The organism is Variovorax sp. FG153 (genome assembly GCF_057809595.1).
In genome coordinates, this window is record NZ_JBMDKG010000050.1 from 34,816 (window position 1) to 60,786 (window position 25,971).

The following is a 25,971-nucleotide window of genomic DNA, read 5'->3' on the forward strand; positions in this document are numbered from 1 at the left end:
CTGCGGCGCCTCAGTTCAACAGGCGCTCGGGATTCGCGTCGAGCTTCGCGAGCGCCTCGCGCGTGGCGCGCACCGTCAGCGTTTCTTCCTCGGCCGGCGTCAGCAACCCCGCCTGCAGGTAGGACGCGAGCCGCCCGGCCTGGATCAGGAAGCTGCGCCCGTCGGCCGAGGCGAACAGGTGCAACTGCTTGCGGTCGCTGCGCCAGACGAACTGGACCTGGCTCACGCGGTCGTTGTGGTCGAGCATGAACCAGGTGCCCACCTGCAGCTCGTTGGCCCAGGCCAGCATGTCCTCGCTCGCCCGCGCGCCCGCCGTGTCGGCCACGACCTCGATCGCGCTCGCGTCCACGCCGAGCAGCAGCTCGATGTTGGTGGCGTCGAGCGGCAGGTCGGCATCGCCGCCGCTGTCGCTCACGAAGTCCTCGAGGTGCGCGAGCCGCTCGGCCATGGCCTCGATCTTGGCCTGCGGGATGGCCTCGGTCTTGAGCATGAAGGCATCGGACAGCGTGGCGCCGATGGTCTTGATGTAGACCTCCTGCGGCTCGTCGACGATGCCCAGCAGCGCCATGCCCTGGCGCAGCCGCTGCAGCAGCTGCGGCAGGTCCTGGATCACACGCGCGCGGTCGGTACGGCTGGGCTTGGCGCTCGCGGCCCACACCAGTTCGGAGGCGGCGCGCTTGAGCGTCACGGTCTGCTCGTCCTGGCCGCCGTAGCGCAGCGCGGCGATCGCCAGCACCTCGGCCCAGACCTTGAACAGGAACTCGCGGATCTCGTCGCGCACCGGCATGTCGTTGAGCATCTTGCGCAACTCGATGGTGTACTGGATCGCCATCGTCTCCTTCTGCTCGACCTGCTGCGCCACGCTCATCACGCGCTGCGCGGTGTCGCTCTGCGTGAGGTAGCGGTTGAGGAAGGCGACGAATTCGTCGAACACCAGCTTGAAGACGCGCTGCCCGGTCTCGGGGTACTGCTCGATCACCTGCACCACGCGCTTGATCTCGTTCTCGAGCGCGCTGCCCGAGATCGCGGCCGCGTCGAAGCCCATCACGCACGAGCCCATGCGGTCGATCAGCATGCGCGCGGGATGCTGCAGCGTGCCGAAGAACTCGGGCTCGGCGATGGCCACGCGCAGCACCGGCATCTGCAGCCGCGCGAACCACACGCGCGCCGAGAACGGAATGCGCTCCTCGGCCAGGATGGCCTGGAACATCAGCGCGACGATCTCGACCGTGGCCTTGTCGGCGGTGGTCGGCGCGCGCTTCTTGAGTTCGGTGCTGCGACGGCGCAGGTCGACCGCGCTCTGCTGGATCAGCGTGGCCTGCTCGCCCGGGGCATCCAGGTACTGGGTGGCGGCCGCGCGGTAGGCGGCCTCGGCATCGGCGATGGCGCCCGCGAAGGTGCGCGAGAAAGGCCGCGGCGCGCCGAAGTCGGCGCCGCCGGCAGTGCCGCGGCCGTCGATACCGATCGACGAGGCCGGCTGCGTGCTGTTGCCGGTGTCGCCGCCGATGCGGCCGGTGACGAAGCGCTTGAGGTTCAGCAGCGCGGTCTGGGCGCGCTGGCGAGCCGTGGCGAGCGGCGAGCCGCCGGAGGGCACGCCGCCGCCGCGCTGGAACGTGCCGGGCACGGAGGCCGTCGACGACATCGCGCCGCCCGGCGCCACGGGGCCGTCGGCTTGCCAAACGCCCGCTGCGCCCGCTGTGCCCGGAGCACCCGGGCCGGTCGCACCACCCGTGCGCCGCACGAAGCTCTTGAGGTCGATCTCGGGCATCACGCCGTTGGCGACCAGGTGGGCATTGGCGTCTTCATAAGCCTTGGCGACCACGTCGACCAGCTGCGCCTGTACCGTCTCCTGCACGCGAGCCCAGAGCTGGCGGCTCAGGCCGGCGGCCAGCCATTGCTCGACCAGCAGCTTGGCCAGGGTCTCGGGCTTGAGCACGTCCTTGCCGTCGAGCTCGCTCGTGCCCTCGAGGTGCTGGATGCGCAGCCGCAGGTCGCTGAGCTCGAAGCTCGCGCGGTCGTGGATCACCTGCGCGAGGCGCGAGGAGAGGATGTTGCTTTCCACCACCTCGTCGCCGATCAGCTCGAGCCGCAGCATCTGCGTGTGCGAGGTCGAGCTGTGGAAGCCGCTGGGGCCGCTCTCGCCGAGCGCCTTGCGCCAGCCGGTCTGCGCGAGCGACACCCATTGCGAGGCATTGCCCTGGAACGCCACGAAGTCGTCGCGGTGCTCCTGCATGGCGCGCGCGCTGCCGACTTCGGAAGCCAGCTGGGTCAGGCGGTCGCGGACGGCGCGGGCCAGCGGAACGATGGCGCCTTCCGTCGCCAGCACGAAACGCTCACGCGTCTCGCGAGCGAGCTGCAGGGACGAGGCTGATCGCGCAATGCTCATTGAGGAAGATCAGGGGGCAGGTACCGGTTTCACCCGACAGACGCGAGCTTGCATCGGGAAGCGCATCCGCACAAGGGTGCGCGCCCGGTCGCGTTGCATGGGCGCCTCGCGGCGAAGGACGGGCCCGACTTTACCTTGCCCAGCGCACGCCGCAGGGGCGCCGCTTCAGACCACCGCGCCGGCGTTCGGATCGTCCGGATCGCCTTCGCGCTTGATCGGGCCCTTGATCAGGTCCTCGCGCTTGATGCCGAGCCACATCGCAATGGCGGCCGCCACGAAGCACGACGAATAGATGCCGAAGCAGATGCCGATGGTGAGCGCCAGCGCGAAGTAGTGCAGCGTCGGGCCGCCGAAGAAGAACATCGACAGCACCACGAGCTGCGTGGAGCCGTGGGTGATGATGGTCCGGCTGATGGTCGAGGTGATCGCGTTGTCGATGATCTCGGTGGTCGTCATCTTCCGGTAGCGCCGGAAGTTCTCGCGGATCCGGTCGAAGATCACGACCGATTCGTTCACCGAGTAGCCCAGCACCGCCAGCACCGCCGCCAGCACGGCGAGCGAGAACTCCCACTGGAAGAAGGCGAAGAAGCCCAGGATGATCACCACGTCGTGCAGGTTGGCCAGCACGGTGGCGAGCGCGAACTTCCATTCGAAGCGGAACGCCAGGTAGATCATGATCCCGACCACCACCATGCCCAGCGCCTTCAGGCCGTTGGTGGTGAGCTCCTCGCCCACCTGCGGGCCGACGAACTCGATGCCGCGCTGCGTGGCGGAAGGGTCGATGGCCTTGAGCGCGGCCATCACCGGCACGCTCTGCTGCTCGGCGCTCATGCCCTGGCGCGCCGGCAGGCGGATCTGCACGTCGCGCGAGCTGCCGTAGTTCTGCACCAGCACTTCCTGGTAGCCGAGCTTGCTCACGGCGTCGCGGATCTTGCCGACGTCGGCGGGCTGCGAATAGGCCACCTCCATCACGGTGCCGCCGGTGAACTCGACCGACAGGTGCAGGCCGCGGTGCATCAGGAAGAACACCGCCAGCGCGAAGGTCGCGAAGGAGATGATGTTCAGCACCAGGGCATGGCGCATGAACGGAATGGTGCGGTGGATGCGGAAGAACTCCATGGCCTTCTTTCCTTACTTGGCTTGGGCCACGGACGTGCCGTCGGCGGTATCGGTCTTGGGGCGCCAGACGGTGCCGATCGACACGCTCTTGAGCTTCTTCTTGCCGCCGTACCAGAAGTTCACGATGCCGCGCGAGAAGAACACGGCCGAGAACATCGAGGTCACGATGCCCAGGCAGTGCACCACCGCGAAGCCGCGCACCGGACCCGAGCCGAAGGCCAGCAGCGCGATACCCGCGATCAGCGTGGTCACGTTGGAGTCGAGGATGGTGCCCCAGGCGCGGTCGTAGCCGGCGTGGATGGCCGCCTGCGGCGAGGCGCCGTTGCGCAGCTCCTCGCGCACGCGTTCGTTGATCAGCACGTTGGAGTCGATCGCCACGCCGATCGCGAGCGCCATGGCCGCGATGCCGGGCAGCGTGAGCGTGGCCTGGATCATCGACAGCAGCGCCACCAGCAGCAGCAGGTTGACCGCCAGCGCGATCGACGAGAACAGGCCGAACAGCGCGTAGTACACGCACATGAAGACCATGATCGCCAGGAAGCCGTACATCACGGACTTGATGCCCTTGTCGATGTTGTCGGCGCCCAGCGTCGGGCCGATGGTGCGTTCCTGGATGATTTCCATCGGCGCGGCCAGCGAGCCGGCGCGCAGCAGCAGCGCGAGGTCGTTGGCCTCGCTCACGCTCATCGAGCCCGACACCTGGAAGCGGTTGCCCAGCTCGCCGTTGATCGAGGGAGCCGTGAGCACTTCGCCCTTGCCCTTCTCGAAGATCATCATCGCCATGCGCTTCTTGTAGTTCTCGCGGCTGACGTCGCGCATGATGTTGCCGCCCTTGGCATCCATCGTCAGGTCGACCTTGGGCTGGTTGCTCTGCTGATCGAAGCCGGGCTGCGCGTCGGTGAGGTTCTCGCCGGTCACCAGCACCTGCTTCTTGACGATCACCGGGCGGCCCGCGCGGTCGAAGAACTTCTCCGAACCGAAGGGCACCGGTCCGCCGCTGAGCTCGGCCGCGCGGCCTTCGGACGACTCGTCGACCAGGCGCATCTCGAGGGTGGCGGTGCGGCCGAGGATTTCCTTGGCCTTGGCGGTGTCCTGCACGCCCGGCAGCTGCACGACGATGCGGTCGATGCCCTGCTGCTGGATCACGGGCTCGGCCACGCCGAGTTCGTTGATCCGGTTGTGCAGCGTGGTGATGTTCTGCTTGAGCGCGGCGTCCTGCAGGCGGCGCGCGGCCTCGGGCTTGATGGTGGCGACGAGGCGCCAGTTGCTGCCGTCCGGACCATCGGTGGTCGTGAGGTCGGGGAACTGGTCCTGGATCAGCTGCTTGGCCTTTTCCAGCATCGCGGCGTCGCGGAAGGTCACCTCGACGGCCTGGCCGTTGCGGCTCACCTGGGTGCCGCGGATGTCCTTCGAGCGGAAGTTGGTGCGCAGGTCGCTCGCGAAGGACTCGGCCTTCTTGTCGATGGCGCCCTTCATGTCGACCTGCAGCAGGAAGTCGACGCCGCCGCGCAGGTCGAGCCCCAGGTACATCGGGAAGGCATGCAGCGCGGTGAGCCACTTGGGCGAGCGCGACACCAGGTTCAGCGCCACCGTGTAGGGCGGGTCGGCGGCATCGGGCACCAGCGCGTGCTGGATCAGGTCGCGCGCCTTGAGCTGCTCGTCGGGGCTGGCGAAGCGCGCGCGCAGCGAACCGCCGTCGAGCGTGATCAGATCGGGCACGAGGTTGCCCGCCTTCAGGGCCTCCTCGACGCGGGTCTGGGTGGCGGCGTCGACCTTGACGGTCGACTTGGCCGACGAGACCTGCACCGCAGGCGCCTCGCCGAAGAAATTGGGCAGGGCATAGATCAGCCCCACGAGCAGCACGATCACGATGATCGCGTACTTCCAGACCGGGTAACGGTTCATGAGATCGCGCTTTTCAGAGACGGCAGGAACGGGACACGGCGTGACTTGAGGTCCGGGGCAACGAAGCGCAAGACCGGGCCACGCTTTTCTTTCTTATTTGACGGCGCCCTTGGGCAGCACCTGCACCACCGAGCTGCGCTGCACCTTGATCTCGACGCCGTTGGCGATCTCGAGGCCCAGGTACTGGTCGCCGACCGAGGTGATCTTGCCGAGCACGCCGCCGGCGGTGGCGACTTCGTCGCCCTTGACCAGCGCCTCGATCATGGCGCGGGCTTCCTTCTGGCGCTTCATCTGCGGGCGGATCATGACGAAATACAGCACCACGAACATGAGCACCAGGGGGAGCATGCTGCCCAGCGAGGACATCATGTCGCCGCCTCCGGCAGCGGGAGCGGCGGTCTGGGCGAAAGCAGTAGAAATGAACAAGGAAGTCTCCAACAGAGGGAAGAGGTAAGGGCGCCGGCGCGAGCCGCGCTCGGGGTCTGGCGACACCAGGGCCTTCAACGGGCCAGGGGTCCACGGGCACGGGCCGCAAATCGAAGCTCGGCGGACGGGGGCCGCGCACAGCACCGGGCATTGTATTCGTGGCGAAGCGCCGCCCCGCGCGCTTATCCGGCGCGAGGCGGTGGGCATTCGAAGTGGGGGAGGCGCTCCTGGATCGCTATGTTTTAGATAGCAACGATCCTAAGCGGTGCCTGTGACAGCACCGTTTCGGCGCCGGACCCGCTGGCGCGGGCCCGCGCCGGCGGGCGCGCGCTCAGGCTGCGGCGCGCTCGGCCCGGGGCTGGCGCCACCTGGCCAGCAGCTCGTTCCAGCGGATGCGCGCGGCCTCGAGGTTGCGCTCCTTCACGTGGCCGTAGCCGCGGATCTGCTCGGGCAGCGTGGCGATCTCGAGCGCCAGCGCATGGTTGTCGGCGCGCAGCGCGCCGATCACCTCGTCGATGCTCGCGCGGTACTCGCCGATCAGCGCACGCTCGGTCTTGCGCTCCTCGGTGCGGCCGAACACGTCGAAGGCGGTGCCGCGCAGGCCCTTGAGCTTCGCCAGCAGCCTGAAGCCCGTCAGCATCGAGGGGCCGAACTTCTGCTTCACGAGCTGGCCCTTGGCGTTCTTCTTCGCGATCAGCGGCGGCGCGAGGTGGTAGTTGAGCTTGAAGTCGCCCTCGAACATGCCCTCGATGCGCTCGAGGAAGGCGCGGTCGGTGTGCAGCCGCGCGACCTCGTACTCGTCCTTGTAGGCCATGAGCTTGAACAGGTAGCGCGCGACCGCCTCGGTCAGCGAGCTCTTGCCGGTCAGGCTGCTCTCGGCCTGCTGCACCTTGGCGACGAAGCGGCGGTACTCGTCGGCATAGGCCGCGTTCTGGTAGCCGGTCAGGAACTCGACGCGGCGCGCCACCAGGCTGTCGACGCTCTCGCGCTTCTTGAACTCGATCACCTGGCCGGGACGCACGCGCTTTTGCAGCTCGTCGGGCCGCACGGCGGCCTGGCGGCCCCATTCGAAGGCGGCCTTGTTGTTGTCGATCGCCACGGCGTTGAGCTCGATCGCGCGCATCAGCGACTCGTGCGCCAGCGGGATCCAGCCCTTCTGCCAGGCGTAGCCCAGGATCATCGGGTTGACGTAGATGGTGTCGCCCATCAGCGCGGTCGCGGCCGCGTCGGCATCGAAGGCGCCCACGCCCTCGGCGCCCACGGCGCGCGCGATCTCGGCGGCACAGGCGTCCTCGGGGTTCTGCCAGTTGGCATTGCGCACGAAGGCCGCGGTGGGCGTGCTGTGCGTGTTGAGCGCCACGTGGGTGCGGCCCTCGCGCATGCGCGCCATGGTCTCGCCGTTCACCGACACCAGCGGGTCGCAGGCCAGGATCAGGTCGGCCGCCGCGGTGCCCACGCGGGTGGTGCGGATGTCGCCCTGGGTGTCGCCGATCAGCACGTGGCTCCAGGTGGCGCCGCCCTTCTGCGCCAGGCCGGCCGCGTCCTGCGTGACGATGCCCTTGGCCTCGATGTGCGCGGCCATGCCCAGCAGCTGGCCGATGGTGATCACGCCGGTGCCGCCGACACCGGCCACCACCACGCCCCAGACCTTGCCGCCGTCCAGCGACGGGATCGCGGGTTCGGGCAGCAGGCCGAACTCGGTCGGCGTGGCCGCCTTGTTCTTCGCCTTCTTCTTGAGCTGGCCGCCCTCGACGCTGACGAAGCTCGGGCAGAAGCCCTTCAGGCAGCTCATGTCCTTGTTGCAGGTGCTCTGGTTGATCGCGCGCTTGCGGCCGAACTCGGTCTCCAGCGGCTCCACGCTCAGGCAGTTGCTCTGCACGCCGCAGTCGCCGCAGCCTTCGCAGACCAACTCGTTGATGACCACGCGCTTGGCCGGATCGACGGCCGTGCCCCGCTTGCGGCGGCGGCGCTTCTCGGTGGCGCAGGTCTGGTCGTAGATGATGGCCGTGGTGCCGGGCATCGCGCGGAACTCGCGCTGGATCTCGTCGAGCAGGTCGCGGTGCTTGACCTGCACGTGGTCGCCCGGGATGCTGACGCCCTCGTATTTCTCGGGCTCGTCGGTCACGATCACGACCTTCTTGGCGCCCTCGGCATGCAGGCTCTCGGCGATCTGCAGCACCGAGTGGCCCTCGGGGCGCTCGCCCACGGTCTGGCCGCCGGTCATCGCGACCGCGTCGTTGTAGAGAATCTTGTAGGTGATGTTCACGCCGGCCGCGATGCTCTGGCGGATCGCCAGCAGGCCGCTGTGAAAGTAGGTGCCGTCGCCGAGGTTGGCGAAGATGTGCTGGTCGGTCGTGAACGGCTGCTGGCCCACCCACGGCACGCCCTCGCCCCCCATCTGCGTGAAGCCGATGGTGGAGCGGTCCATCCAGGTCGCCATGAAGTGGCAGCCGATGCCGCCCATGGCGCGCGAGCCCTCGGGCACCACGGTGCTGGTGTTGTGCGGGCAGCCCGAGCAGAACCAGGGCTGGCGCGCGTCCTTCACGCCCTCGGCCTGGATCACCTGCATCGAGCGCTCCTTGGCCTCGAGGATCGCGAGCTGCGCGTCGATGCGCGCCGCCATGTCGGAGCCGGCGGGCAGCAGGCCCGTCTTCTTGAGGCGCCCGGCGATCGCCTTGGCGATCAGCGCCGGGTTCAGGTCGGCATTGGCGCGCAGCAGCGTGTGGGCGGTCGGGTTGGGCATCGACCATTCGCCGCCCGAGTAGCCCTCGGCCGCGTGCACCTCGCCCTCGTCGAACTTGCCGACCACGTTGGGCCGCACGTCGGAGCGCCAGTTGTAGAGCTCTTCCTTGAGCTGGTATTCGATGACCTGGCGCTTCTCCTCGACCACCAGGATCTCCTGCAGGCCGGTGGCGAACTCGCGCGTGAGCTGCGCCTCGAGCGGCCACACCACGCCCACCTTGTGCAGCCGGATGCCGAGCTGGCGGCAGGCCGCGTCGTCCAGGCCCAGGTCGATCAGGGCCTGGCGGGTGTCGTTGTAGGCCTTGCCGCTGGCCATGATGCCGAAGCGGTCGTTCGGGCCCTCGATCACGTTGTGGTTGAGGCGGTTGGCGCGGATGTAGGCCAGCGCGGCATACCACTTGTAGTGCATGAGCCGGGCTTCCTGCTCCAGCGCATGGTCGGGCCAGCGGATGTGCAGGCCGCCGGGCGGCATCTCGAAGTCGGTCGGGATCACGATGTCGACGCGCTCGGGGTCGATCATGGCCGTGGCGCTCGACTCGACGATCTCCTGGATCGTCTTCATGCCCGACCACACGCCCGAGAAGCGGCTCAGCGCGAAGGCGTGGATGCCGAGGTCGAGGATTTCCTGCACGTTGGCCGGGAAGAACACCGGCGTGCCGCAGGCCTTGAAGATGTGGTCGCTCTGGTGCGCGGCCGTGCTGCTCTTGGAGATGTGGTCGTCGCCGGCCACCGCGATCACGCCGCCCCAGGCGGTGGTGCCCGCCATGTTGGCGTGCTTGAAGACGTCGGAGCAGCGGTCCACGCCCGGGCCCTTGCCGTACCAGATGCCGAAGACGCCGTCGAACTTGTTGGTGCCCTGCGGCGAGAAGCCCAGCTGCTGGGTGCCCCACAGCGCGGTGGCCGCGAGTTCCTCGTTCACGCCGGGCTGGAAGACGATGTTCTGTTCCTTGAGGAACTTGCTGGCCTTCCACAGCGCCTGGTCGTAGCCGCCGAGCGGCGAGCCGCGGTAGCCGCTGATGAAGCCGGCCGTGTTCTTGCCGACCTGCTTGTCGCGCAGGCGCTGCAGCATCGGCAGCTTGACCAGGGCCTGGACCCCGCTCATGAATGCGCGCCCGTAGTCGAGGCTGTATTTGTCGTCGAGCGTGACGGTTTCTAGCGCGCGGCGGATGTGCTCGGGCAGCGGGGCATTCATGTCTGTCGTCTCCGTGGTGGCAGGGCCTTGTGGGCCTGGCTGATAGGTGCGGGTCTGTGCCCGGTCGGGCGCGAGCCCATGATCACGCAAAGTGTATGCCGGGGTCCGCGACAGGTGTTTGCTTTCCATGCCCCCAAAAAGCCACTTCCAGAAAGAAGATTGCTTAATATCGAGGCTTATGGAAAGCATTGACAAGTTCGACCTTGCCATCCTGCAAGAACTGCAGACCGACGGCCGCCTCACCAACGCCGAGCTTGCGCAGCGCGTGGGCCTGTCGGCCGCGCCCTGCTGGCGCCGCGTGCGCGCGCTGGAAGAGGCCGGCTTCATCAAGGGCTACCGCGCCGAGATCGACCGGCACAAGATCGGGCTGGGCGTGCTCGCTTTCGTGCGCGTCGACACCGAGCGCGTCACCAACGAAGCGACCCGCAAGCTCGAGGACGCCATCCGCAAGATGCCCGAGGTCGTGGCCTGCCACTACATCAGCGGCACGGGCACCTTCGAGTTGCAGGTGGTGGCGCGCGACCTCGACGGTTTCTCCGCCTTCGCGCGGCAGCACCTGATGAACCTGCCGAACGTGAAGGACCTGCACACCAGCTTCTCGCTCGGCGAGGTGAAGGCGAGCAGCGCGCTGCCGCTGGGGCACCTGGCGAAGTAGCGGCGGCCATGACTTTTCTCCGCCCCGCGGCGCTTTTGTGAGCGCTCGCTTGCGGGGATGACCATTGTTTGCAGTGCCAACGCGATGGCGCTTGCACACTGCGCGACCTCGTTCCCTGGGAGGTCACGCCGATGTCGAACTTGCCGCGCACCTTGTCGGTCTCCGGACCGGCGCTTCCCCTTGTCGATGGCCAGCCCGCGCTGCGGGCCGTGCGGCTGTCGGGCCGCGAGGGGCTCGATGCGCTGTTCTGTTATGAGCTGCTGCTCGAGTCGCCCGATGACGCCGACCTCGACCTCGATGCCTTCATCGGCCGCGAGATCCACTGCCGCATCGCGCTCGACGATGGTGCGGACGGCGTGCGCGAGATCAACGCGCTCGTCACCGAGGCGGCCTTTCTCGGCGAGGCGGGCCGCCACGCCCAATACCTGCTGACACTGCGGCCCTGGCTGCACCTGGCCGAACTGCGCACCGACTGCAGGATCTTCCAGGACCTGACGGTCGTGCAGATCCTCGAGGCCCTGCTCGCGCGCTATCCCTTTCCCGTGCGCTGGCGCCTGGCCGAGCACTATCCGCCGCGCGACTACCAGACCCAGTTCAACGAGAGCGACTTCGCCTTCTTCGAGCGCCTGTGCCAGGAATGGGGCATCGGCTATCACTTCGAGCATGCGGGCGGGGCGCACCGGCTGGTGCTCGGCGATGGGACCGGGGCTTTCCACCCTGCTGCCGGGCGCTACCGCGACCTGGACTTCCACCCGCCGGGCTGGAAGCTCGATGCGGAGTACGTCCACGGCTTCGTGCCCATGCACCGGATCGCCAGCGGGCGGTATGCGAGCCGGGAGTACGACTACATGCGGCCGCGGGCCGACCTTTCCGTCGGCCAGGGCGATTCACGGGCCGAGGTCTACAGCTGGCACGACCCGGTGGGCGGCAGCCACTGGGCGCAGCCTCGGGCCGGACGCGGGGGCTTCGAGGAAGCCGCGAACGATCCTTTCGCCGAGGGCCGCCAGCTGGCGCTGCTTCGCCTGCAGGCCCTGCGCGCCGAGGCGGTGCGCGCGCGGGGCTGCGGACCCCTGCGGGGCCTGGCCCCTGGACACACCTTCCGCCTGCACGGCCACCCGCGCCAGGAGGTCGAGGCCACCGAGTACCTCGCGCTCGACACCCGCTTGCTGATCGAGGAGGTCGGCGCCGACAGCAACCGCCGCGCGCACTGGCGCGTGAATCTCGACTTCACCGCCCACCCGCTGGCCGAACCGCTGCGCCCCGCGCTCGTGCGGCCCAAGCCCGTGGCCGTCGGCCCGCAGGTGGCAAGAGTCGTCGGCCCCGCGGGCCGGAACCTCTGGACCGATGCCCTGGGCCGCATCAAGGTGCAGTTCCCCTGGGACCGCGAGAGCACCCACGACGCCCACGGCAGCTGCTGGCTGCGCGTGAGCGCGCCCTGGGCGGGCAACCAGCTCGGCGGCGCCTGGCTGCCGCGCATCGGCCAGGAAGTGATCGTGAGCTTCATCGGCGGCGATGCCGACCTGCCGATCTGCACGGGGCGGGTGCATGACCGGGACAACCTGCCGCCGTGGGCCTTGCCGCAGCAGGCCGCGCTCAGCGGGTTCAGGAGCCGGGAGCTGACCGAGGGCGGCGGCAATGCGGCGGCGGGACGCAGCAACCACCTGGTGCTGGACGACACGCCCGATCGGATCCAGGCGCAGCTCAGGAGCGACCACCAGTGCAGCGTGCTGAGCCTGGGGCGCTACGCGCGCATCGAGGACCATGCGGGACGCAAGGAGGAGCGCGGCGAGGGCTTCGAGCTGCGCACCGACGGGCACGGGGTGCTGAGGGCGGCACGGGGGATGCTGATCACCACCGAGGCCCGGCCGAACGCGGCGAACCATGCGCTCGACATGGGCGAGACCACCGCGCGGCTGGCCCGTGCGCAGGACCAGCACGACATGCTCGCGGAAACCGCCAGGCTGCACCGCGCGCAGGAGGCCGGCATCGACCAGGACGAAGTGCAGCAGGCGCTCGCAAGGCAGAACACGACCATCGCCGGCACGGGCGATCCATTCCCCGAACTGGAAGCGCCGCACCTGGTGCTCGCGAGCCCCGCCGGCATCGTGGCCTCGACAGCGGGTCCGCTGCACTTGCACGCCAAGACACACGCGGCCTTCACGAGCAGCGGCCATCTCGGCTTCAGCAGCGCCAGACGCTGGCTCGCCAGCGCCGCCGAGGGCATCCGCGCCTTCACGCAGCGGCACGGCATCCGCTTCATCGCCGCTAAAGGACCGATCGACATCGAAGCCCATGCGGACGAGCTGGTGCTGCTCGCGCACAAGGACGTGCGAATCCGGAGCATCGACGGCGAGCTCCACATCAGCGCCCGCAAGAAGGTCGTGATCATCGGCGGCGGCAGCTACACCGAATGGAGCGCGCAGGGGATCGTGCATGGCACCGCCGGCACCTGGCAGGAGCATGCGGCGCTGCATGCGCAGGTGGGGCCGATGCAGAGGCCGCTCGAACGCCAGACCTTTCCCCGGGCGACATGGCGACGGTCGCCCGACCGGGATGCGGCCTATCCGGTGTCGCTCTGAAAGCGAAGCGTCGAGCGCACCATGATCATCAGCCCGCCCTTCCTCCCCGAGCGTGCCGCCGGCCAGTCCGAGAGCGCCTGGCTCGACATCGCGATGGCGCCGCCAGCTTCGCGCCTGCCCGGCACCCAGGCGCCCGAAGGTTCCTTTCCGCTGAGCCTGCAGCTGGCCTGGCACAACGGCCTGCACATCCAGGCCCCGCAAGCCGCCGGCGCCTACCTGCCGGTGCGCGCCGTCGCCGACGGCAGGATCGTCTTCGTCCATGCGCCGACCGCGCCGAACAGCGACCCCGACCATCCGCTCAACTACAACCCCTTCGGCGCCAGCCCGCCCACCGCGGCCTGGACCAGCGACGGGTTCATGGCCATCGAGCATCGGACCGAGATCGGGGCGGTGCAGGCGGTGGCGACGGAGGTCGTCTATTACAGCGTCTACATGCACCTGGAGGGCCTGTCTCGCAGTCCTCGAACGAACGCACCATGGGCACCTGGCGACGCCATCTACCGCAAGGAGGTCATCGGCATGCCGGGCCAGATCTACGGCCATGCAGGGCAGCTTCATTTCGAGATCTGCTGCGACCAAGCCAATCTTCGCCACCTCACTGGACGCGCACCTCGCTGGGTCGACCCGGACATCGCGTTCGTACCTGCAACCGGTGGGCGTACAGATAGCGTCTTCGGCAACGCCTACATCTACCTTCCAGCCGGCACGCCAACTTCCACACACCGGCCGTCGACGCATGTTCGTTCGGCCCTGTCTGCCGGCGGTGGCGCCAGCGCGGCCACCGACCACTTCCCACCCGATACCTTGCGCGTTCCGCTGTGGGTGTGCATCGCCCATGAAGAAGGGAATGTCATGTTGGCCACGTTCGACCGGCATGGCCAGCCGATCGGCGCACCGCGTATCGACAGCCGGCATGACTACATCCGGCAGATGGCCACCCCCACGCCTCGCGGACGTTTCGAATATGACCTCTGTGCCGCGGCGAAGGACCGCCATGACGCCCTGCCGTCCGCGGACCAGGCCCGCAGCAGCGCCAGCGGTTGGTATGAACTGCTGCGCTTCGGCCGCAATCTCGGCTCCGATCCACTACCGGCCGATGCCGTGCATTGGCGCAAGATCGTCACGAGCGAGGGCGAGCTGTGGGCGGATCTCAACGCCACCGGAACCCTGAAATTCAGCGATGCCGACTTTCCGACCATCTCCGGCTGGAACTTCTTCGACGACGACGGCACGCCATCCGATCTGCGTTGCGATTCCCTCAACCTCAAAGCCTCGATACGCGATCCGGATCCGAACAACAAACGCCGGATGGAGCGGGAGGAACTCATCAAACGCCTCGGAGATACACGAGTCCGCGCCCGGCTGCGCCGCGCGATCTGTCGTTTCCCTACCGAGTGGGACCAAGCGGAAATAGAAGCCAGCTATGGCTGGCTGGAAACCGCGGATCTGAAGCCCACCGACGACGACGCCACGAGTACCCGGAAGTGGGAGCGCTTCGTGAAACACGCCAAGGCCGTGAGCTTCCTCGGCCTGCCCCAGGAACTCAAGCGTGCCGACTGGCGCTTTCATCCCAGGGAGTTCATCGCGCACATGAGAGCCTGCGGATGGCTCAGCGCCGCGGAGTTCGCGCAGTGCTTTCCCCGGACGCTGCTGCACCTCCATGGAACCACTTTCAGATCAGCAACCACGCCGTGGCAGACGGCGATCGCGCGGGCGACCAACTGGATCCTGCCATTCAACAAGGCGGCGAGAAAGTATGGAATCAGCGCAGCCAAGCAAAGGCTTCTTCACTTCTTCTCCCACGTCATTCCCGAAACCGGAAATCTCGCGCTCGTGAAAGAAATCGCTGGCGAACGTGCCAGCTATGCCCCCTACTTCGGGCGAGGCTTGATCCAGCTGACTCATCTGAGCAACTACACGTCCTATGGAGAGTTTCGAGGCTTTCCGAGAACCTTTCCTTCGGCCGCGTTCCCCGCGCTCGGATGGAACCCGGACACACTGATCGCGGCGGACAATCGCGGCGCTCATCATGCGGACAACTGCGTGGACAGCGCCTGTTTCTATGTGGTCAGACGAGAGAACATGCTGAGTCACATGGATGTCGGGATTTCGCAGTCGGACGTGATCAGGGTGAGCAACGATGTCAACGGCTATGTCGCGATCCAGAATCTGAACGGCCTCGATGCACGGCTTCAGAGCGCCATTCATCTCAAGTATTTTTTCCTGGAAGACATCTCGGGCGCCAGCAATGAAAGCATCGGTTTTTCCTGGCGGCGAAGCAGTCAAAAGGAGCCCGTCCTGGATGCGCAGGGACGTCCGGTGGTGAGCGGCAACCCGCCTAGGCCCCGGACCCACTTCGTTCTTGCACAGCACACGATCAACGTCCCGCTCATCAGACAGCTTCCCTAGCCCATGCGATCCCTTTTCACGCTGCTTTCCGGGCTGGCCTTGGCCCTCGTTGCGAATGCCGGAACGTCGAGCGAGACATCCTGCTTCACGTCCGGATCCAAACACCCGGTACGGCTGGAACTGCGCCTCTATCACGACAGCATGAGGAACTGGAGTACGGGCTTCGTGAAGTACGAAGCATCGAACAAGAAGATCCCCCTTGTCCTATCCGCCCCCGGTAAGGCTGCCGGTCCGGAAAGTGCCACCACCTGGATCGAAATCACGAACAACGCGCCCTCCGGGGAATACATCCTTTCGAGAGAAGGCGCAGGCCTGGGCATTTCCAGCTATGTGCTGCGCTACAGGAACTTCGCGAAAAACAAGGTGTGGTTGTTCGAGCTGGATGCCGCAGCGGGCTTCGCGGACGCCGGCTGCCAATGGGGCAAGCGCGAGTAGGGAATCGCGAAACACCAGGGCAAGGCCTGCCACCAGCCTAAAATCCTCGCCCACCCCAACCCGCCCCCCGCCCCCCGCCCCCCGCCCCCCGCCCCCCCGGCACCCAAGGACCCCGCATGACCCCCACCCGCCGCGCCCTGGCGCTTGGCTTTGCCGCCGCTGTGATGGCTTTCGGCGCCCTGGCGCCCGTCCAGGCGCAGAACCGCGAACTGACCGTGGCGTCCAGCGCCACCTATGCGCCGTTCGCGTTCGAGAACAAGGACAAGCAGATCGTCGGTTTCGACATCGACATCATCAACGCGATCGCCAGGCAACAGGGCCTGAAGATCAAGATCGTGAACACGCCGTTCACGGGCATCTTCGGCGCGCTCAACAACGGCGACGTGGACCTCGTGATCTCGGGCGTGACCATCAACGAGAAGCGCAAGCAGAGCTACGACTTCACGCCGCCCTACTTCGCGGCGCGCCAGTTGATCGCGCTGCCGAAGAACAGCACGGTCGCCTCGCTCAAGGAGCTCACGGGCAAGAAGATCGCGGTGGTGAGCGCCTCGACGGCCGACGACATCGCGTCGCGCGAGTTCGGCAAGACCAGCCCGAACATCCGCCGCTTCGAGAGCACGCCGCTGATCATCTCCGAGCTTGCCGGCGGTGGCGTCGACGCGGCGATGGGCGACAACGGCGTGATCGCCTACCGCGTGTCGCAGAACCCCGATCTGAAGACCGTCGACGACAAGTCCTTCCCCGAGGAAGGCTTCGGCATCGTGGTGAAGAAGGGCGACAAGGCGCTGCTCGACAAGCTCTCGGCCGGCCTGGCGGCGATCCGCGCCGACGGCAGCTACGTGACAATCTACAAGAAGTGGTTCAACAAGGACCCGAACGTGCGCTGAGCCGCACGGCCCCCGTTCTGCTCCCACGGCCGCGCTTCGCGGCCGTTTCGTTTTTCTTTTCGTTCGTTTCTCTGCATTGAAGGAAGCCGCCATGGAACAACCGGTGTTGCTGTTCGGATGGTTCCGCTGGGACATCCTGGTCGAATACAAGGACCTGTTCTGGCAGGGCGCCTGGATGACCTTGCGCATGACGGTGGTCTGCGTGCTGCTGGGCGCGAGCTGGGGCCTGTGCCTGGCGCTGGCGCGGCTGGCGCAGCCGCGGCATGCGCCCTGGACCTGGGTGGCGCGCTTCTTCCTGCGCTGGCCGGCCACGGTGTACGTGAGCTTCTTCCGCGGCACGCCGCTGTTCGTGCAGATCCTCTTGATCCACTTCGCGGTGATGCCGGTGTTCATCCACCCCACGTCCGGCCTGCTGATCGACGGCGAGCTCGCGCGCACGCTCAAGCAGGAGCACGGCGCGCTGATCTCGGGCGTGGTGGCGCTCACGCTCAATTCGGCGGCCTACATCTCCGAGGTCTTCCGCGCGGGCATCCAGTCGATCTCGCGCGGCCAGTTCGACGCCGGCCGCTCGCTGGGCTTCAACCCGGCGCAGGTGATGCGCTACGTGGTGCTGCCGCAGGCCTTCCGCCGCATGCTGCCGCCGCTGGGCAACAACGCGATCGCGCTGCTGAAGGACACCTCCCTGGTCTCCGCCATCGGCCTGGCCGAGCTGGCCTACGCGGCGCGCACGGTGGCCGGCGCCTATGCGCGCTACTGGGAGCCCTACCTCGCGATCTCGGTGATCTACTGGGTGATGACGCTGGTGCTGACCACGCTGCTGCGCCGGCTCGAGCACCGGCTCGCGCGCAGCGACCGCGGCTGACCGCGAACTGACCGGCCGGGGCCTCGCGGCGACAATAGCCCCACATGCCCCCGATATCGCCCGAAGAGACGCCCATCCCGCCCGCGCGGCCGAAGCCGCCCAAGCTCGCCGCGCTCGAGCCGCTGAAGCTGCCGGTGTTCCGCATGCTGTGGAGCACCTGGCTGATCGCCAACATCTGCATGTGGATGAACGACGTGGCGGCGGCGTGGATGATGACCTCGCTGACCACCTCGCCGATCTGGGTCGCGCTGGTGCAATCGGCCTCCACGCTGCCGGTGTTCCTGCTCGGCCTGCCCAGCGGCGCGCTGGCCGACATCCTCGACCGCCGGCGCTGGCTGATGGCCACGCAGTTCTGGCTCGCGGGCACGGCGATCGTGCTGTGCGCCGCGATCGCGCTCGACATGATGACCGCGCCGCTGCTCTTGGCACTGACCTTCGCCAACGGCATCGGGCTGGCGCTGCGCTGGCCGGTGTTCTCGGCCATCGTGCCCGAGCTGGTGCCGCGCCCGCAATTGCCGGCCGCGCTCGGGCTCAACGGCATCGCGATGAATGCCTCGCGCATCATCGGCCCGCTCACGGCCGGCATGCTGATCGCGAGCGCGGGCAGCGTCTGGGTGTTCGCGCTCAACGCGGTGCTGTCGGTGGCCTCGGGCTTCGTGGTGCTGCGCTGGCGCCGCGAGCACACGCCCAATCCGCTGGGCCGCGAGCGGCTGATCAGCGCGATGCGCGTGGGCGTGCAGTTCGTCTGGCAGTCGCAGCGCATGCGCGCGGTGCTCAGCCGCATCACGATCTTCTTCTTCCATTCGACGGCGCTGCTGGCGCTGCTGCCGCTGCTGGCACGCAACCTCCAGGGCGGCGGCGCCGGCACCTTCACCCTGCTGCTGGCGGCCATGGGCTCGGGCGCGATCGTGGCGGTGCTGTTCCTGCCGCGGCTGCGCCAGGCGCTGGGGCGCGACCAGCTGGTGCTGCGCGGCACCGCGCTGCAGTCGGCCGCCACGGCAGTGATGGCCTTCGCGCCCAATGCCTGGGTCGCGGTGCCGGCGATGTTCTTCGGCGGCATGGCCTGGATCACGGTGGCCAATTCGCTCTCGGTGTCGGCCCAGCTCGCGCTGCCCGACTGGGTGCGCGCGCGCGGCATGTCGACCTACCAGATGGCGATCATGGGCGCGAGCGCGATCGGCGCCGCGCTGTGGGGCCAGGTCGCCACGGTCACCGACCTGCAGGTGAGCCTGGTGGTGGCCTCGGTCACCGGCACGCTGCTGATGCTGGCCGCGCTGCGCTGGGTCACCGACGTCTCGGGCGAGGACGACACCACGCCCGCCAAGGCCGGCTGGGCCTCGGGGCCGCCGTCCGAGGCGCCGCAGGAGAACGGCCGCGTGGTGATCCACGTCGAGTTCATCATCGACCCGGCGCGCGCCGCCGCCTTTCACCTGGTGATGCAGCAGACGCGCCGCGCGCGGCTGAGCCAGGGCGCGATCGGCTGGGAGCTGCTGCACGACATCGGCGAGCCGGGCCGCTACGTCGAGCAGATCGTCGACGAGAGCTGGACCGAGCACCTGCGCCGCTTCAACCGCGCGACCGCCGCCGACATGGCGCTGCGCGAGCGCCGGCTGGCCTTCCACCTCGGCGAATCGCCGCCGGTGGTCACGCGCTACGTCGTGCGCCGCTGATCCACACAAGCCCCCTGACGCCATGAAGACGACCCAGGTCGCCACGCTGTTCTGCTGCCTGTTCCTCATCGGCTCGGCCGAGGTGGTGGCGGGTCCGATGATGGGCGCGATGAGCGCCGACCTCGGCGTGCGCTCGAGCGCCATCGCCTACCTGCCGGCCGCCTACGGTCTCGCCTACGGCGCCTTCGCGCTGATCGCCGGGCCGCTGTCGGACCGCAGGGGCCGCCGGCGGCCGCTGCAGGCCGGGCTGCTGGGCTTCGCGCTGCTGAGCGCCGCGCTCCCGAGCGCGCCGAGCCTGGCGGTGGCGATCGTGCTGTCGGCGCTGGCGGGGCTGTGCGCGGGTCTGATCCAGCCCAATGCGCTGTCGCTGGTGGCCGACGAATCGCCGCCCGAGCAGATCGGCCGCCGGCTCAGCCACGTGTTCGTCGGCCTGATGCTGGCCTTCGTGCTCACGCCGGTGGTGGCCGGCTGGCTGAGCGACACCGCGGGCTGGCGCTCGGCCTACTACACGCTGGCGGCGATGGCCGCGCTGGCCTTTCTCGCGGTGACGCGCACCTTCGTGCAGCGCGTGCCGTCCGCCACATCGCACGCGGGCTTCCTCGCCACCCACGCGCAGGCGCTGCGCACGCCCGGCGTGCGGCGACGGCTCGCGGTCAGCTACCTCTGGCTGGGCTGGGTGGCGGGCTTCGGCGCCGTGGTGGCCGAGGTGGCGGCGCGCAAGCTGGTGCTGTCGTCGACCGACACCGGCCTGATCGCCGGCCTGTTCGGCCTGGCCGTGATCGCCGGCAACCTCGCCAGCGGCCGGCTGCAGCGCGCGCTCGGCGAGGCCGCGCTGCCGCTCGCGGCGCTGGCCGCGGCGGCGGGCCTGCTGGGCCTCGCGCTGCCGGTGGGCTCGACCATGCAGCTGGTGCTGCTCGGCCTGCCCTGGGCCTTCGGCTACGGCTGCGCGGGGCCGCTGCACCATGCGCGGCTCAGCGCGCTGTCGGAGCGCTACCGCGGCACCATCAACTCGTACCACGCGAGCCTGCTCAACCTCGGCATCTTCTCGGTCTCGTTCCTGCTCGGCAGCGTGGTGCCGCGCTTCCCCGTGGAAGTGTTCTGCGCGCTGGCCGGCGGCGTGACGCTGGTCGGCGCCTGCCTGCTGCTGCCGTGGCCGTGGCGCAAGGCCGGGGTGGCGACGACCTGAGCGCGACGACCCGAGCGCGGGGCGGCAGCCCGAGGAAAACCCTGACGCGACTTTTTTTGACCATTCGGATAATTTAGGTCATCATCCGCGCCGTCGCCACGAACGAGGACCACCCCGATGAACCCGGTCACCCTGCGCAGCCGCTTCTGGTCGGACCTGACCAGCGAAGAGTTCTCCCGCCTCGACCGCGAACGGCTGATCGCCGTGCTGCCGGTGGGCGCCACCGAGCAGCACGGTCCGCACCTGCCGATGTCGACCGACACCGCCACCATCGACGGCATGGTGCGCGCCACGCTCCCCCACCTGCCCGACGACCTGCCGGTGCTGTTCCTGCCCACGGTGCCCTACGGCAAGAGCAACGAGCACTCGCGCTACCCGGGCACGCTCACGGTCTCGGCCAGCACGCTGATCGCGATGTGGACCGACATCGGCGCCTGCGTGGCGCGTGCCGGCGTGCGCAAGCTGGTGCTCTACAACAGCCACGGCGGCCAGATGAGCGTGATGGACATCGTGGCGCGCGACCTGCGCGAGGCGCACGGGATGATGGTGGTGGCCGCCAACTGGTACACGCTGGGCCTGCCCGAGGGCCTGTTCACCGCGCACGAGGGCAAGCACGGCATCCACGCCGGCGACCTCGAGAGCTCGGTGATGCTGCACCTCACGCCCGACTACGTGCGCGCCGACCAGTTCCGCAACTTCCATTCGATGACCGAGGACCTGGCGGCCGAGAACAAGTACCTCTCGATCACGCCCAGCGGCAAGCTCGGCTGGCAGATGCACGACATCAACCCGATGGGCGCGGCCGGCGACGCCACCCGCGCCACCGCCGAGAAGGGCGCCGCGGTGCTCGACCACGTGGGCCGGCGCTTCGTCGACCTGCTGCACGAGATCGACCGCTTCCCGCTGTCGCGCCTGGCCAACGAGCCCGCCTGGCGCTAGGCTCGCGCCCCTCTCCGCCACGCCCTTCGGAACACCCCATGGAAAGCACCACGCCATCCACCCCCGATGCCGAAGCGCCGCTGGTCCGGCTGCGCAACGTCGGCAAGCGCTTCGCCAACGGCACGCTCGCGCTGCAGGGCATGTCGCTCGACATCGGCGCGCACGACTTCATCAGCTTCCTCGGCCCCTCGGGCTGCGGCAAGAGCACGGCGCTGCGGCTGATCGCGGGCCTCACGCGCGCCAGCAGCGGCGAGATGGCCTGGACCGGCGGCGCCGCGGCGCGCACCGACCGCGACCTGGGCTTCGTGTTCCAGGAGCCCACGCTGATGCCCTGGGCCAAGGTGTTCGACAACGTCTGGTTGCCGCTCAAGCTCGCGGGCATGAAGCGCGACGCCGCGGCGCCCGTGGTGCAGCAGGTGCTCGAGATGGTCGGGCTCTCGCGCTTCGCCGACGTCTATCCGCGCGAGCTCTCGGGCGGCATGAAGATGCGGGTGTCGATCGCGCGCGCGCTGGTCACGCACCCGCGCCTCTTGCTGATGGACGAGCCCTTCGCCGCGCTCGACGAGATGACGCGCATCAAGCTCAACAACGACCTGCTCGCGATCTGGCGCGAGCACCGCTTCTCGGTGGTGTTCGTCACGCACAGCGTCTACGAGTCGGTCTACCTCTCGAACCGCATCGTGGTGATGGCCGCGCGCCCGGGCCGCGTGATCGACGAGATCCGCATCGACGAGCCCTACCCGCGCGGCGAGTCCTTCCGCACCTCGAGCCGCTACAACGCGCACTGCACCGCGGTGTCCCAATCCCTGCATGGAGCCCTGCATGGCGTCGACATCGATCACTGAGCCCGCGGTCACCGCCCTGCACGACGACGACCTCGCCACGCCCTCGGCCGATGCCCAGCGCGCCCACGAGGACCGGCAGCGCCGACGCGAATCGCTGCTGCGCATCGTGGTGCCCGCGGTGGTGGTCGGCGCGCTGCTGCTGCTGTGGGAATGGACCGTGCGCGCCAACAACATCCCGCACTACATCCTGCCCGCGCCCTCGCTGATCCTGAAGACGCTGTTCGACAACTGGGACACGCTCTCGAGCGCGCTGTGGTTCACCGTGCGGCTCACGCTGCTCGCGCTGGCCGCGGCCATCGTCGGCGGCGTGCTGCTGGCGATCGCCTTCGCGCTGTTCAAGTGGGTGGAGATCGGGCTGTTCCCGATCGCGGTGATCCTGCAGGTCACGCCGATCATCGCGATCGCGCCGCTGATCCTGATCTACGTCTCGAGCACCACCGCGGCACTGCTGCTGTGCGCCTGGATCGTGGCCTTCTTCCCGATCCTGTCGAACACGGTGGTGGGCCTCAAGAGCGCCGACAGCAACCTGCGCGACCTGTTCCAGCTCTACAAGGCCTCGCCCTGGCAGACCTTCCGCTACCTGCTCGCGCCGAGCGCGCTGCCCTACTTCATGGCGGGCCTGAAGATCGCGGGCGGCCTGAGCCTGATCGGCGCGGTGGTGGCCGAGTTCACCGCGGGCACGGCCGGCAAGGAAACCGGGCTGGCCTCGCGCATCCTCGAGTCGAGCTTCCGCACCGAGATCCCGATGATGTTCGCGGCGCTGCTGCTGGTGTCGCTGCTCGGGATCGTGATCTTCATCGTCTTCGCCGCGCTCTCGCGCCTGGTGCTGGGCCACTGGCATGAAAGCGAAATGCGCCGTGAACGCTAGGACCTCGCTCGCCCCGGCCATCGACTGGGACGCGGTGCGCGGCGACCTCGCGGGCCTGAACCTGGTCACCGCGCCGGGCCAGCGCAAGCAGCTGTCGAAGGACTTCTTCTGGTACAGCCCGATCCTCACGGCGCAGCTCTCGGGCTGCGTGGCCGAGCTGGTCGTGAAGGTCGGCACCGAGGACGACGTGCGCCAGGTCTGCGCCACCGCCGCCAAGTGGAAGCTGCCGCTCACGGTGCGCGCGGGCGGCACCGGCAACTACGGCCAGTGCGTGCCGCTCGAGGGCGGGCTGGTGATGGACGTGACGCAGCTGTGCCGCGTGCTCGACATCGGCGACGGCCGCATGCGGGTGGAGGCCGGCGCGCGCATGCACGACATCGACCTGGCCGCGCGCGAGACCGGCCAGGCGCTGCGCATGTGGCCCTCGACCTGGCACGTGGCCAGCATCGGCGGCTTCATCGCGGGCGGCTTCGGCGGCATCGGCTCGTTCCGCCACGGCATCCTGCGCGACCCCGGCAACCTGCTGCGCGCGCGCGTGATGACGGTGGAGCGCGAGCCGCGCGTGATCGAGCTCGCGGGCGACGAGATCCAGCAGGTGCACCATGCCTACGGCACCAACGGCGTGATCCTCGACGTGGAGGTGGCGCTGAGCCCGGCCGTCGACTGGGTGCACTGCACGGTGCTGTTCGAGCGCTACCGCGCGGCGCTGGACTTCGGCATCGCGGCCAGCACGCCCGATCTCGACCTGTTCCTGCTGTCGACCGTGGAAGCGCGCTTCTCGCCCTACTACACGGCGATGGGCGAGCACTTTCCCGCCGACCGGCATGCGGTCTTCACGATGGTCGCGCCCGCGTCGATGGAAGACTTCCGCGCGCTCGCCGCCGCGCACGGCGGCCACATCGCGCTGGCCGGCACCGAGGCCGAGCTGCTCGCGGCCGGCCTGCCGCCGGCCTACGAATGCGCGTTCAACCACACGACGCTGCAGGCGCTCAAGATGGACCGCGGCTGGACCTACCTGCAGGTGGCCTATGCGCAGCCCTTCGATCCCGCGGTGGTCGAGCGCCACCTCGAGATCTTCGGCGACGAGGTGCTGCAGCACCAGGACTTCGCGCGCGCGGGCGGCGAGGCCGGCACCTTCGGCATCCTGCTGGTGCGCTGGACCGGCGAGGCGCGCCAGTACGAGCTGATCCGCGAGATCGAGTCGCAGGGCGGCTGCAAGATCTTCAACCCGCACGTGGTGACCATCGAGGACGGCGGCATGAAGACCATCGACACGCAGCAGATCGAGTTCAAGAAGCGCAGCGACCCGATGGGCCTGATGAACCCCGGCAAGACGCGCGGCTGGACGCCCGACATGGCCACCGAGGGCTGAAAAGATTTAGGCTTCGCGTCCCGTCCCTTTTCCAAGAAACCTCCACAGGAGCACGTCCTCATGCGCATCCCCGCTTTCCGCATCCGCCCGCTCGGCAGCCTGGCCCTCGGCCTGGCGCTGACCGCCGCCGCCTTCGCCGCGCAGGCGCAGGAGAAGGTGGTGTTCGCCACCAACTGGAAGGCGCAGGCCGGCCATGGCGGCTTCTACCAGGCGCTGGTGGACGGCACCTACAAGAAGTACGGCCTCGACGTCGAGATCCAGCAGGGCGGCCCGATGGTCAACAACCGGCCGATGCTGCCGGCCGGCAAGATCGACTTCCTGATGACCGGCAACCTGCTGCAGTCCTTCGACAACGTGAAGAACGGCGTGCCCACGGTGGTGGTCGCGGCCTTCTTCCAGAAGGACCCGCAGGCCATGTTCGCGCACCCGGGCCAGGGCTTCGACAGCTTCAAGGACATGACCAAGGCGCCCGTGGCCTTCATCGGCAAGGACGGCCAGTTCAGCTTCTGGCAGTGGATGAAGTCGGAGCACGGCTTCAAGGACTCGCAGCTCAAGCCCTACACCTTCAACGTGGGTCCGTTCCTGGCCGACAAGAAGTCGATCCAGCAGGGCTACGCGATCTCCGAGCCGCTGTCGATCAAGGCCCAGGCCGGCTTCGACCCGGTGGTGCAGCTGCTGGCCGACAACGGCTTCTCGACCTACTCGACCACCATCGAGACGCGCGCCGACCTCGTGAAGACCAAGCCCGAGACGGTGCGCAAGTTCGTCGAGGCCTCGATCATCGGCTGGAACAACTACCTCTACGGCGACAACAAGGCCGCCAACGAGCTGATCGCCAAGACCAACCCCGACTCGCCCGTGGCCGCGCTGCAGGGCTCGATCGAGCTCATGAAGAAGATGGGCATCGTCGACAGCGGCGAGTCGCTGACCAAGGGCATCGGCGCGATGGACGAGGCGCGCGTGAAAGACTTCTACGACAAGATGGTCAAGGCCGGCCTCTACAAGCCCGGCGAGGTCGACCTGTCGAAGGTGGTCACGACCCAGTTCGTCAACAAGGGCGTGGGCCTGGACGTGCGCAAGAAGCTCACGGGCAAGTAAGCCGCGACCAGGGATCCGATCCACGACCACACCGATTTCTCCGCGGGCCGCGCGGTGCTTGCGCCGGGGTCAGATGCCGGCGCCTGGGATGCCATAAGGCACCGTGCGGCTCTTCATTCGCTGGGCTCTGACCCCGTATTGCCGCCTAGGACCTGTTAACGCTATGCAAGGGGTCGCGTTGCCCCGCAAAGGGGCTGGATGCAAGGCGTCCGCGCGCAGCAAGGCTGGCGCCTTGCAAGCGCGGGCAACGCCGCAGACGGCCCCTTTGCGGGGCAACCCGGAGGGAAGCTCGCCAAAGCCCGCCCCTCGGCGTTGCGCTCCTAGCGTGTGCGCACGCACACGCGTCGTCGCGCGCCTTGATGGGCGGGCTTTGGCGAGCTTCGCGACCCCTTGCAT

General features: G+C 68.4%; 18 protein-coding genes. 13 read left to right on the forward strand and 5 right to left on the reverse strand.

Annotated elements, in window-relative coordinates:
* Positions 1–10: 10 nt before the first annotated feature.
* The 5 genes from ACODT0_RS34910 to ACODT0_RS34930 all read right to left on the reverse strand — a co-directional run bounded on the left by ACODT0_RS34910 (position 11) and on the right by ACODT0_RS34930 (position 9,770).
* Positions 11–2,386 carry a DUF1631 family protein gene (locus ACODT0_RS34910; protein WP_489043339.1) on the reverse strand — a complete coding sequence of 792 codons (2,376 nt, stop codon included), beginning with the start codon at positions 2,384–2,386 and terminating at the stop codon, positions 11–13.
* Positions 2,387–2,551: 165 nt separating this feature from the next.
* Positions 2,552–3,505 carry a protein translocase subunit SecF gene (gene secF, locus ACODT0_RS34915; protein WP_057594362.1) on the reverse strand — a complete coding sequence of 318 codons (954 nt, stop codon included), beginning with the start codon at positions 3,503–3,505 and terminating at the stop codon, positions 2,552–2,554.
* Between the two features lie 12 nt (positions 3,506–3,517).
* A complete protein-coding gene (gene secD, locus ACODT0_RS34920; protein WP_489043340.1) occupies positions 3,518–5,410 on the reverse strand; it encodes a protein translocase subunit SecD in 1,893 nt (630 codons plus the stop codon).
* 93 nt (positions 5,411–5,503) lie between these two features.
* Entirely contained in the window at positions 5,504–5,836 is a 333-nt protein-coding gene (gene yajC, locus ACODT0_RS34925; protein WP_057594360.1) for a preprotein translocase subunit YajC, read from the reverse strand.
* 331 nt (positions 5,837–6,167) lie between these two features.
* On the reverse strand, positions 6,168–9,770 hold the full coding sequence (locus ACODT0_RS34930) for an indolepyruvate ferredoxin oxidoreductase family protein (RefSeq protein ID WP_489043341.1): 3,603 nt from the start codon (positions 9,768–9,770) through the stop codon (positions 6,168–6,170).
* A 178-nt stretch (positions 9,771–9,948) separates the two neighbouring features.
* On the opposite strand from ACODT0_RS34930, the gene ACODT0_RS34935 reads away from it, so the two are divergent.
* The 13 genes from ACODT0_RS34935 to ACODT0_RS34995 all read left to right on the forward strand — a co-directional run bounded on the left by ACODT0_RS34935 (position 9,949) and on the right by ACODT0_RS34995 (position 25,575).
* Positions 9,949–10,425, forward strand: coding sequence for an Lrp/AsnC family transcriptional regulator (locus ACODT0_RS34935; protein ID WP_057594358.1), 477 nt, complete (start codon positions 9,949–9,951; stop codon positions 10,423–10,425).
* Positions 10,426–10,556: 131 nt separating this feature from the next.
* Positions 10,557–13,004 carry a type VI secretion system Vgr family protein gene (locus ACODT0_RS34940; RefSeq protein WP_489043342.1) on the forward strand — a complete coding sequence of 816 codons (2,448 nt, stop codon included), beginning with the start codon at positions 10,557–10,559 and terminating at the stop codon, positions 13,002–13,004.
* A 21-nt stretch (positions 13,005–13,025) separates the two neighbouring features.
* Positions 13,026–15,413, forward strand: coding sequence for a hypothetical protein (locus ACODT0_RS34945; protein WP_057597867.1), 2,388 nt, complete (start codon positions 13,026–13,028; stop codon positions 15,411–15,413).
* 3 nt (positions 15,414–15,416) lie between these two features.
* Positions 15,417–15,848: a hypothetical protein gene (locus tag ACODT0_RS34950; RefSeq protein ID WP_172705829.1), complete on the forward strand. Its 432-nt coding sequence runs from the start codon at positions 15,417–15,419 to the stop codon at positions 15,846–15,848.
* Between the two features lie 116 nt (positions 15,849–15,964).
* Complete coding sequence (locus tag ACODT0_RS34955; RefSeq protein ID WP_489043343.1) at positions 15,965–16,735, forward strand: basic amino acid ABC transporter substrate-binding protein; 771 nt, start codon at positions 15,965–15,967, stop codon at positions 16,733–16,735.
* Positions 16,736–16,826: 91 nt separating this feature from the next.
* A complete protein-coding gene (locus ACODT0_RS34960; RefSeq protein WP_057595865.1) occupies positions 16,827–17,597 on the forward strand; it encodes an amino acid ABC transporter permease in 771 nt (256 codons plus the stop codon).
* 44 nt (positions 17,598–17,641) lie between these two features.
* The gene (locus tag ACODT0_RS34965) at positions 17,642–19,267 is read left to right on the forward strand and encodes an MFS transporter (protein ID WP_261209003.1); all 1,626 of its coding nucleotides are present in this window, start codon (positions 17,642–17,644) and stop codon (positions 19,265–19,267) included.
* 22 nt (positions 19,268–19,289) lie between these two features.
* Positions 19,290–20,453, forward strand: coding sequence for an MFS transporter (locus ACODT0_RS34970; RefSeq protein ID WP_489043344.1), 1,164 nt, complete (start codon positions 19,290–19,292; stop codon positions 20,451–20,453).
* 117 nt (positions 20,454–20,570) lie between these two features.
* Positions 20,571–21,392, forward strand: a complete 822-nt coding sequence (locus ACODT0_RS34975; protein ID WP_203203336.1) for a creatininase family protein — start codon at positions 20,571–20,573, stop codon at positions 21,390–21,392.
* Positions 21,393–21,430: 38 nt separating this feature from the next.
* Positions 21,431–22,237: an ABC transporter ATP-binding protein gene (locus ACODT0_RS34980; RefSeq protein ID WP_057595869.1), complete on the forward strand. Its 807-nt coding sequence runs from the start codon at positions 21,431–21,433 to the stop codon at positions 22,235–22,237.
* Positions 22,215–23,105 (forward strand): ABC transporter permease, encoded by an 891-nt coding sequence (locus tag ACODT0_RS34985; protein ID WP_296732519.1) that lies wholly within the window; start codon positions 22,215–22,217, stop codon positions 23,103–23,105. Before ACODT0_RS34980 ends, ACODT0_RS34985 begins: the two co-directional genes overlap by 23 nt.
* Positions 23,077–24,477, forward strand: coding sequence for an FAD-binding oxidoreductase (locus tag ACODT0_RS34990; protein WP_489043345.1), 1,401 nt, complete (start codon positions 23,077–23,079; stop codon positions 24,475–24,477). Before ACODT0_RS34985 ends, ACODT0_RS34990 begins: the two co-directional genes overlap by 29 nt.
* A 60-nt stretch (positions 24,478–24,537) precedes the next feature.
* Positions 24,538–25,575, forward strand: coding sequence for an ABC transporter substrate-binding protein (locus tag ACODT0_RS34995; protein WP_209541365.1), 1,038 nt, complete (start codon positions 24,538–24,540; stop codon positions 25,573–25,575).
* Positions 25,576–25,971: the final 396 nt, after the last annotated feature.

Excerpts from the sequence above, each read along its gene's own strand:
- ACODT0_RS34910 (WP_489043339.1), bottom strand. The coding sequence starts at position 2,386 with ATGAGCATTGCGCGATCAGCCTCGTCCCTGCAGCTCGCTCGCGAGACG.
- secF (WP_057594362.1), bottom strand. The coding sequence starts at position 3,505 with ATGGAGTTCTTCCGCATCCACCGCACCATTCCGTTCATGCGCCATGCC.
- secD (WP_489043340.1), bottom strand. The coding sequence starts at position 5,410 with ATGAACCGTTACCCGGTCTGGAAGTACGCGATCATCGTGATCGTGCTG.
- ACODT0_RS34930 (WP_489043341.1), bottom strand. The coding sequence starts at position 9,770 with ATGAATGCCCCGCTGCCCGAGCACATCCGCCGCGCGCTAGAAACCGTC.
- ACODT0_RS34935 (WP_057594358.1), top strand. The coding sequence starts at position 9,949 with ATGGAAAGCATTGACAAGTTCGACCTTGCCATCCTGCAAGAACTGCAG.
- ACODT0_RS34940 (WP_489043342.1), top strand. The coding sequence starts at position 10,557 with ATGTCGAACTTGCCGCGCACCTTGTCGGTCTCCGGACCGGCGCTTCCC.
- ACODT0_RS34945 (WP_057597867.1), top strand. The coding sequence starts at position 13,026 with ATGATCATCAGCCCGCCCTTCCTCCCCGAGCGTGCCGCCGGCCAGTCC.
- ACODT0_RS34950 (WP_172705829.1), top strand. The coding sequence starts at position 15,417 with ATGCGATCCCTTTTCACGCTGCTTTCCGGGCTGGCCTTGGCCCTCGTT.
- ACODT0_RS34955 (WP_489043343.1), top strand. The coding sequence starts at position 15,965 with ATGACCCCCACCCGCCGCGCCCTGGCGCTTGGCTTTGCCGCCGCTGTG.
- ACODT0_RS34960 (WP_057595865.1), top strand. The coding sequence starts at position 16,827 with ATGGAACAACCGGTGTTGCTGTTCGGATGGTTCCGCTGGGACATCCTG.
- ACODT0_RS34965 (WP_261209003.1), top strand. The coding sequence starts at position 17,642 with ATGCCCCCGATATCGCCCGAAGAGACGCCCATCCCGCCCGCGCGGCCG.
- ACODT0_RS34970 (WP_489043344.1), top strand. The coding sequence starts at position 19,290 with ATGAAGACGACCCAGGTCGCCACGCTGTTCTGCTGCCTGTTCCTCATC.
- ACODT0_RS34975 (WP_203203336.1), top strand. The coding sequence starts at position 20,571 with ATGAACCCGGTCACCCTGCGCAGCCGCTTCTGGTCGGACCTGACCAGC.
- ACODT0_RS34980 (WP_057595869.1), top strand. The coding sequence starts at position 21,431 with ATGGAAAGCACCACGCCATCCACCCCCGATGCCGAAGCGCCGCTGGTC.
- ACODT0_RS34985 (WP_296732519.1), top strand. The coding sequence starts at position 22,215 with ATGGCGTCGACATCGATCACTGAGCCCGCGGTCACCGCCCTGCACGAC.
- ACODT0_RS34990 (WP_489043345.1), top strand. The coding sequence starts at position 23,077 with ATGAAAGCGAAATGCGCCGTGAACGCTAGGACCTCGCTCGCCCCGGCC.
- ACODT0_RS34995 (WP_209541365.1), top strand. The coding sequence starts at position 24,538 with ATGCGCATCCCCGCTTTCCGCATCCGCCCGCTCGGCAGCCTGGCCCTC.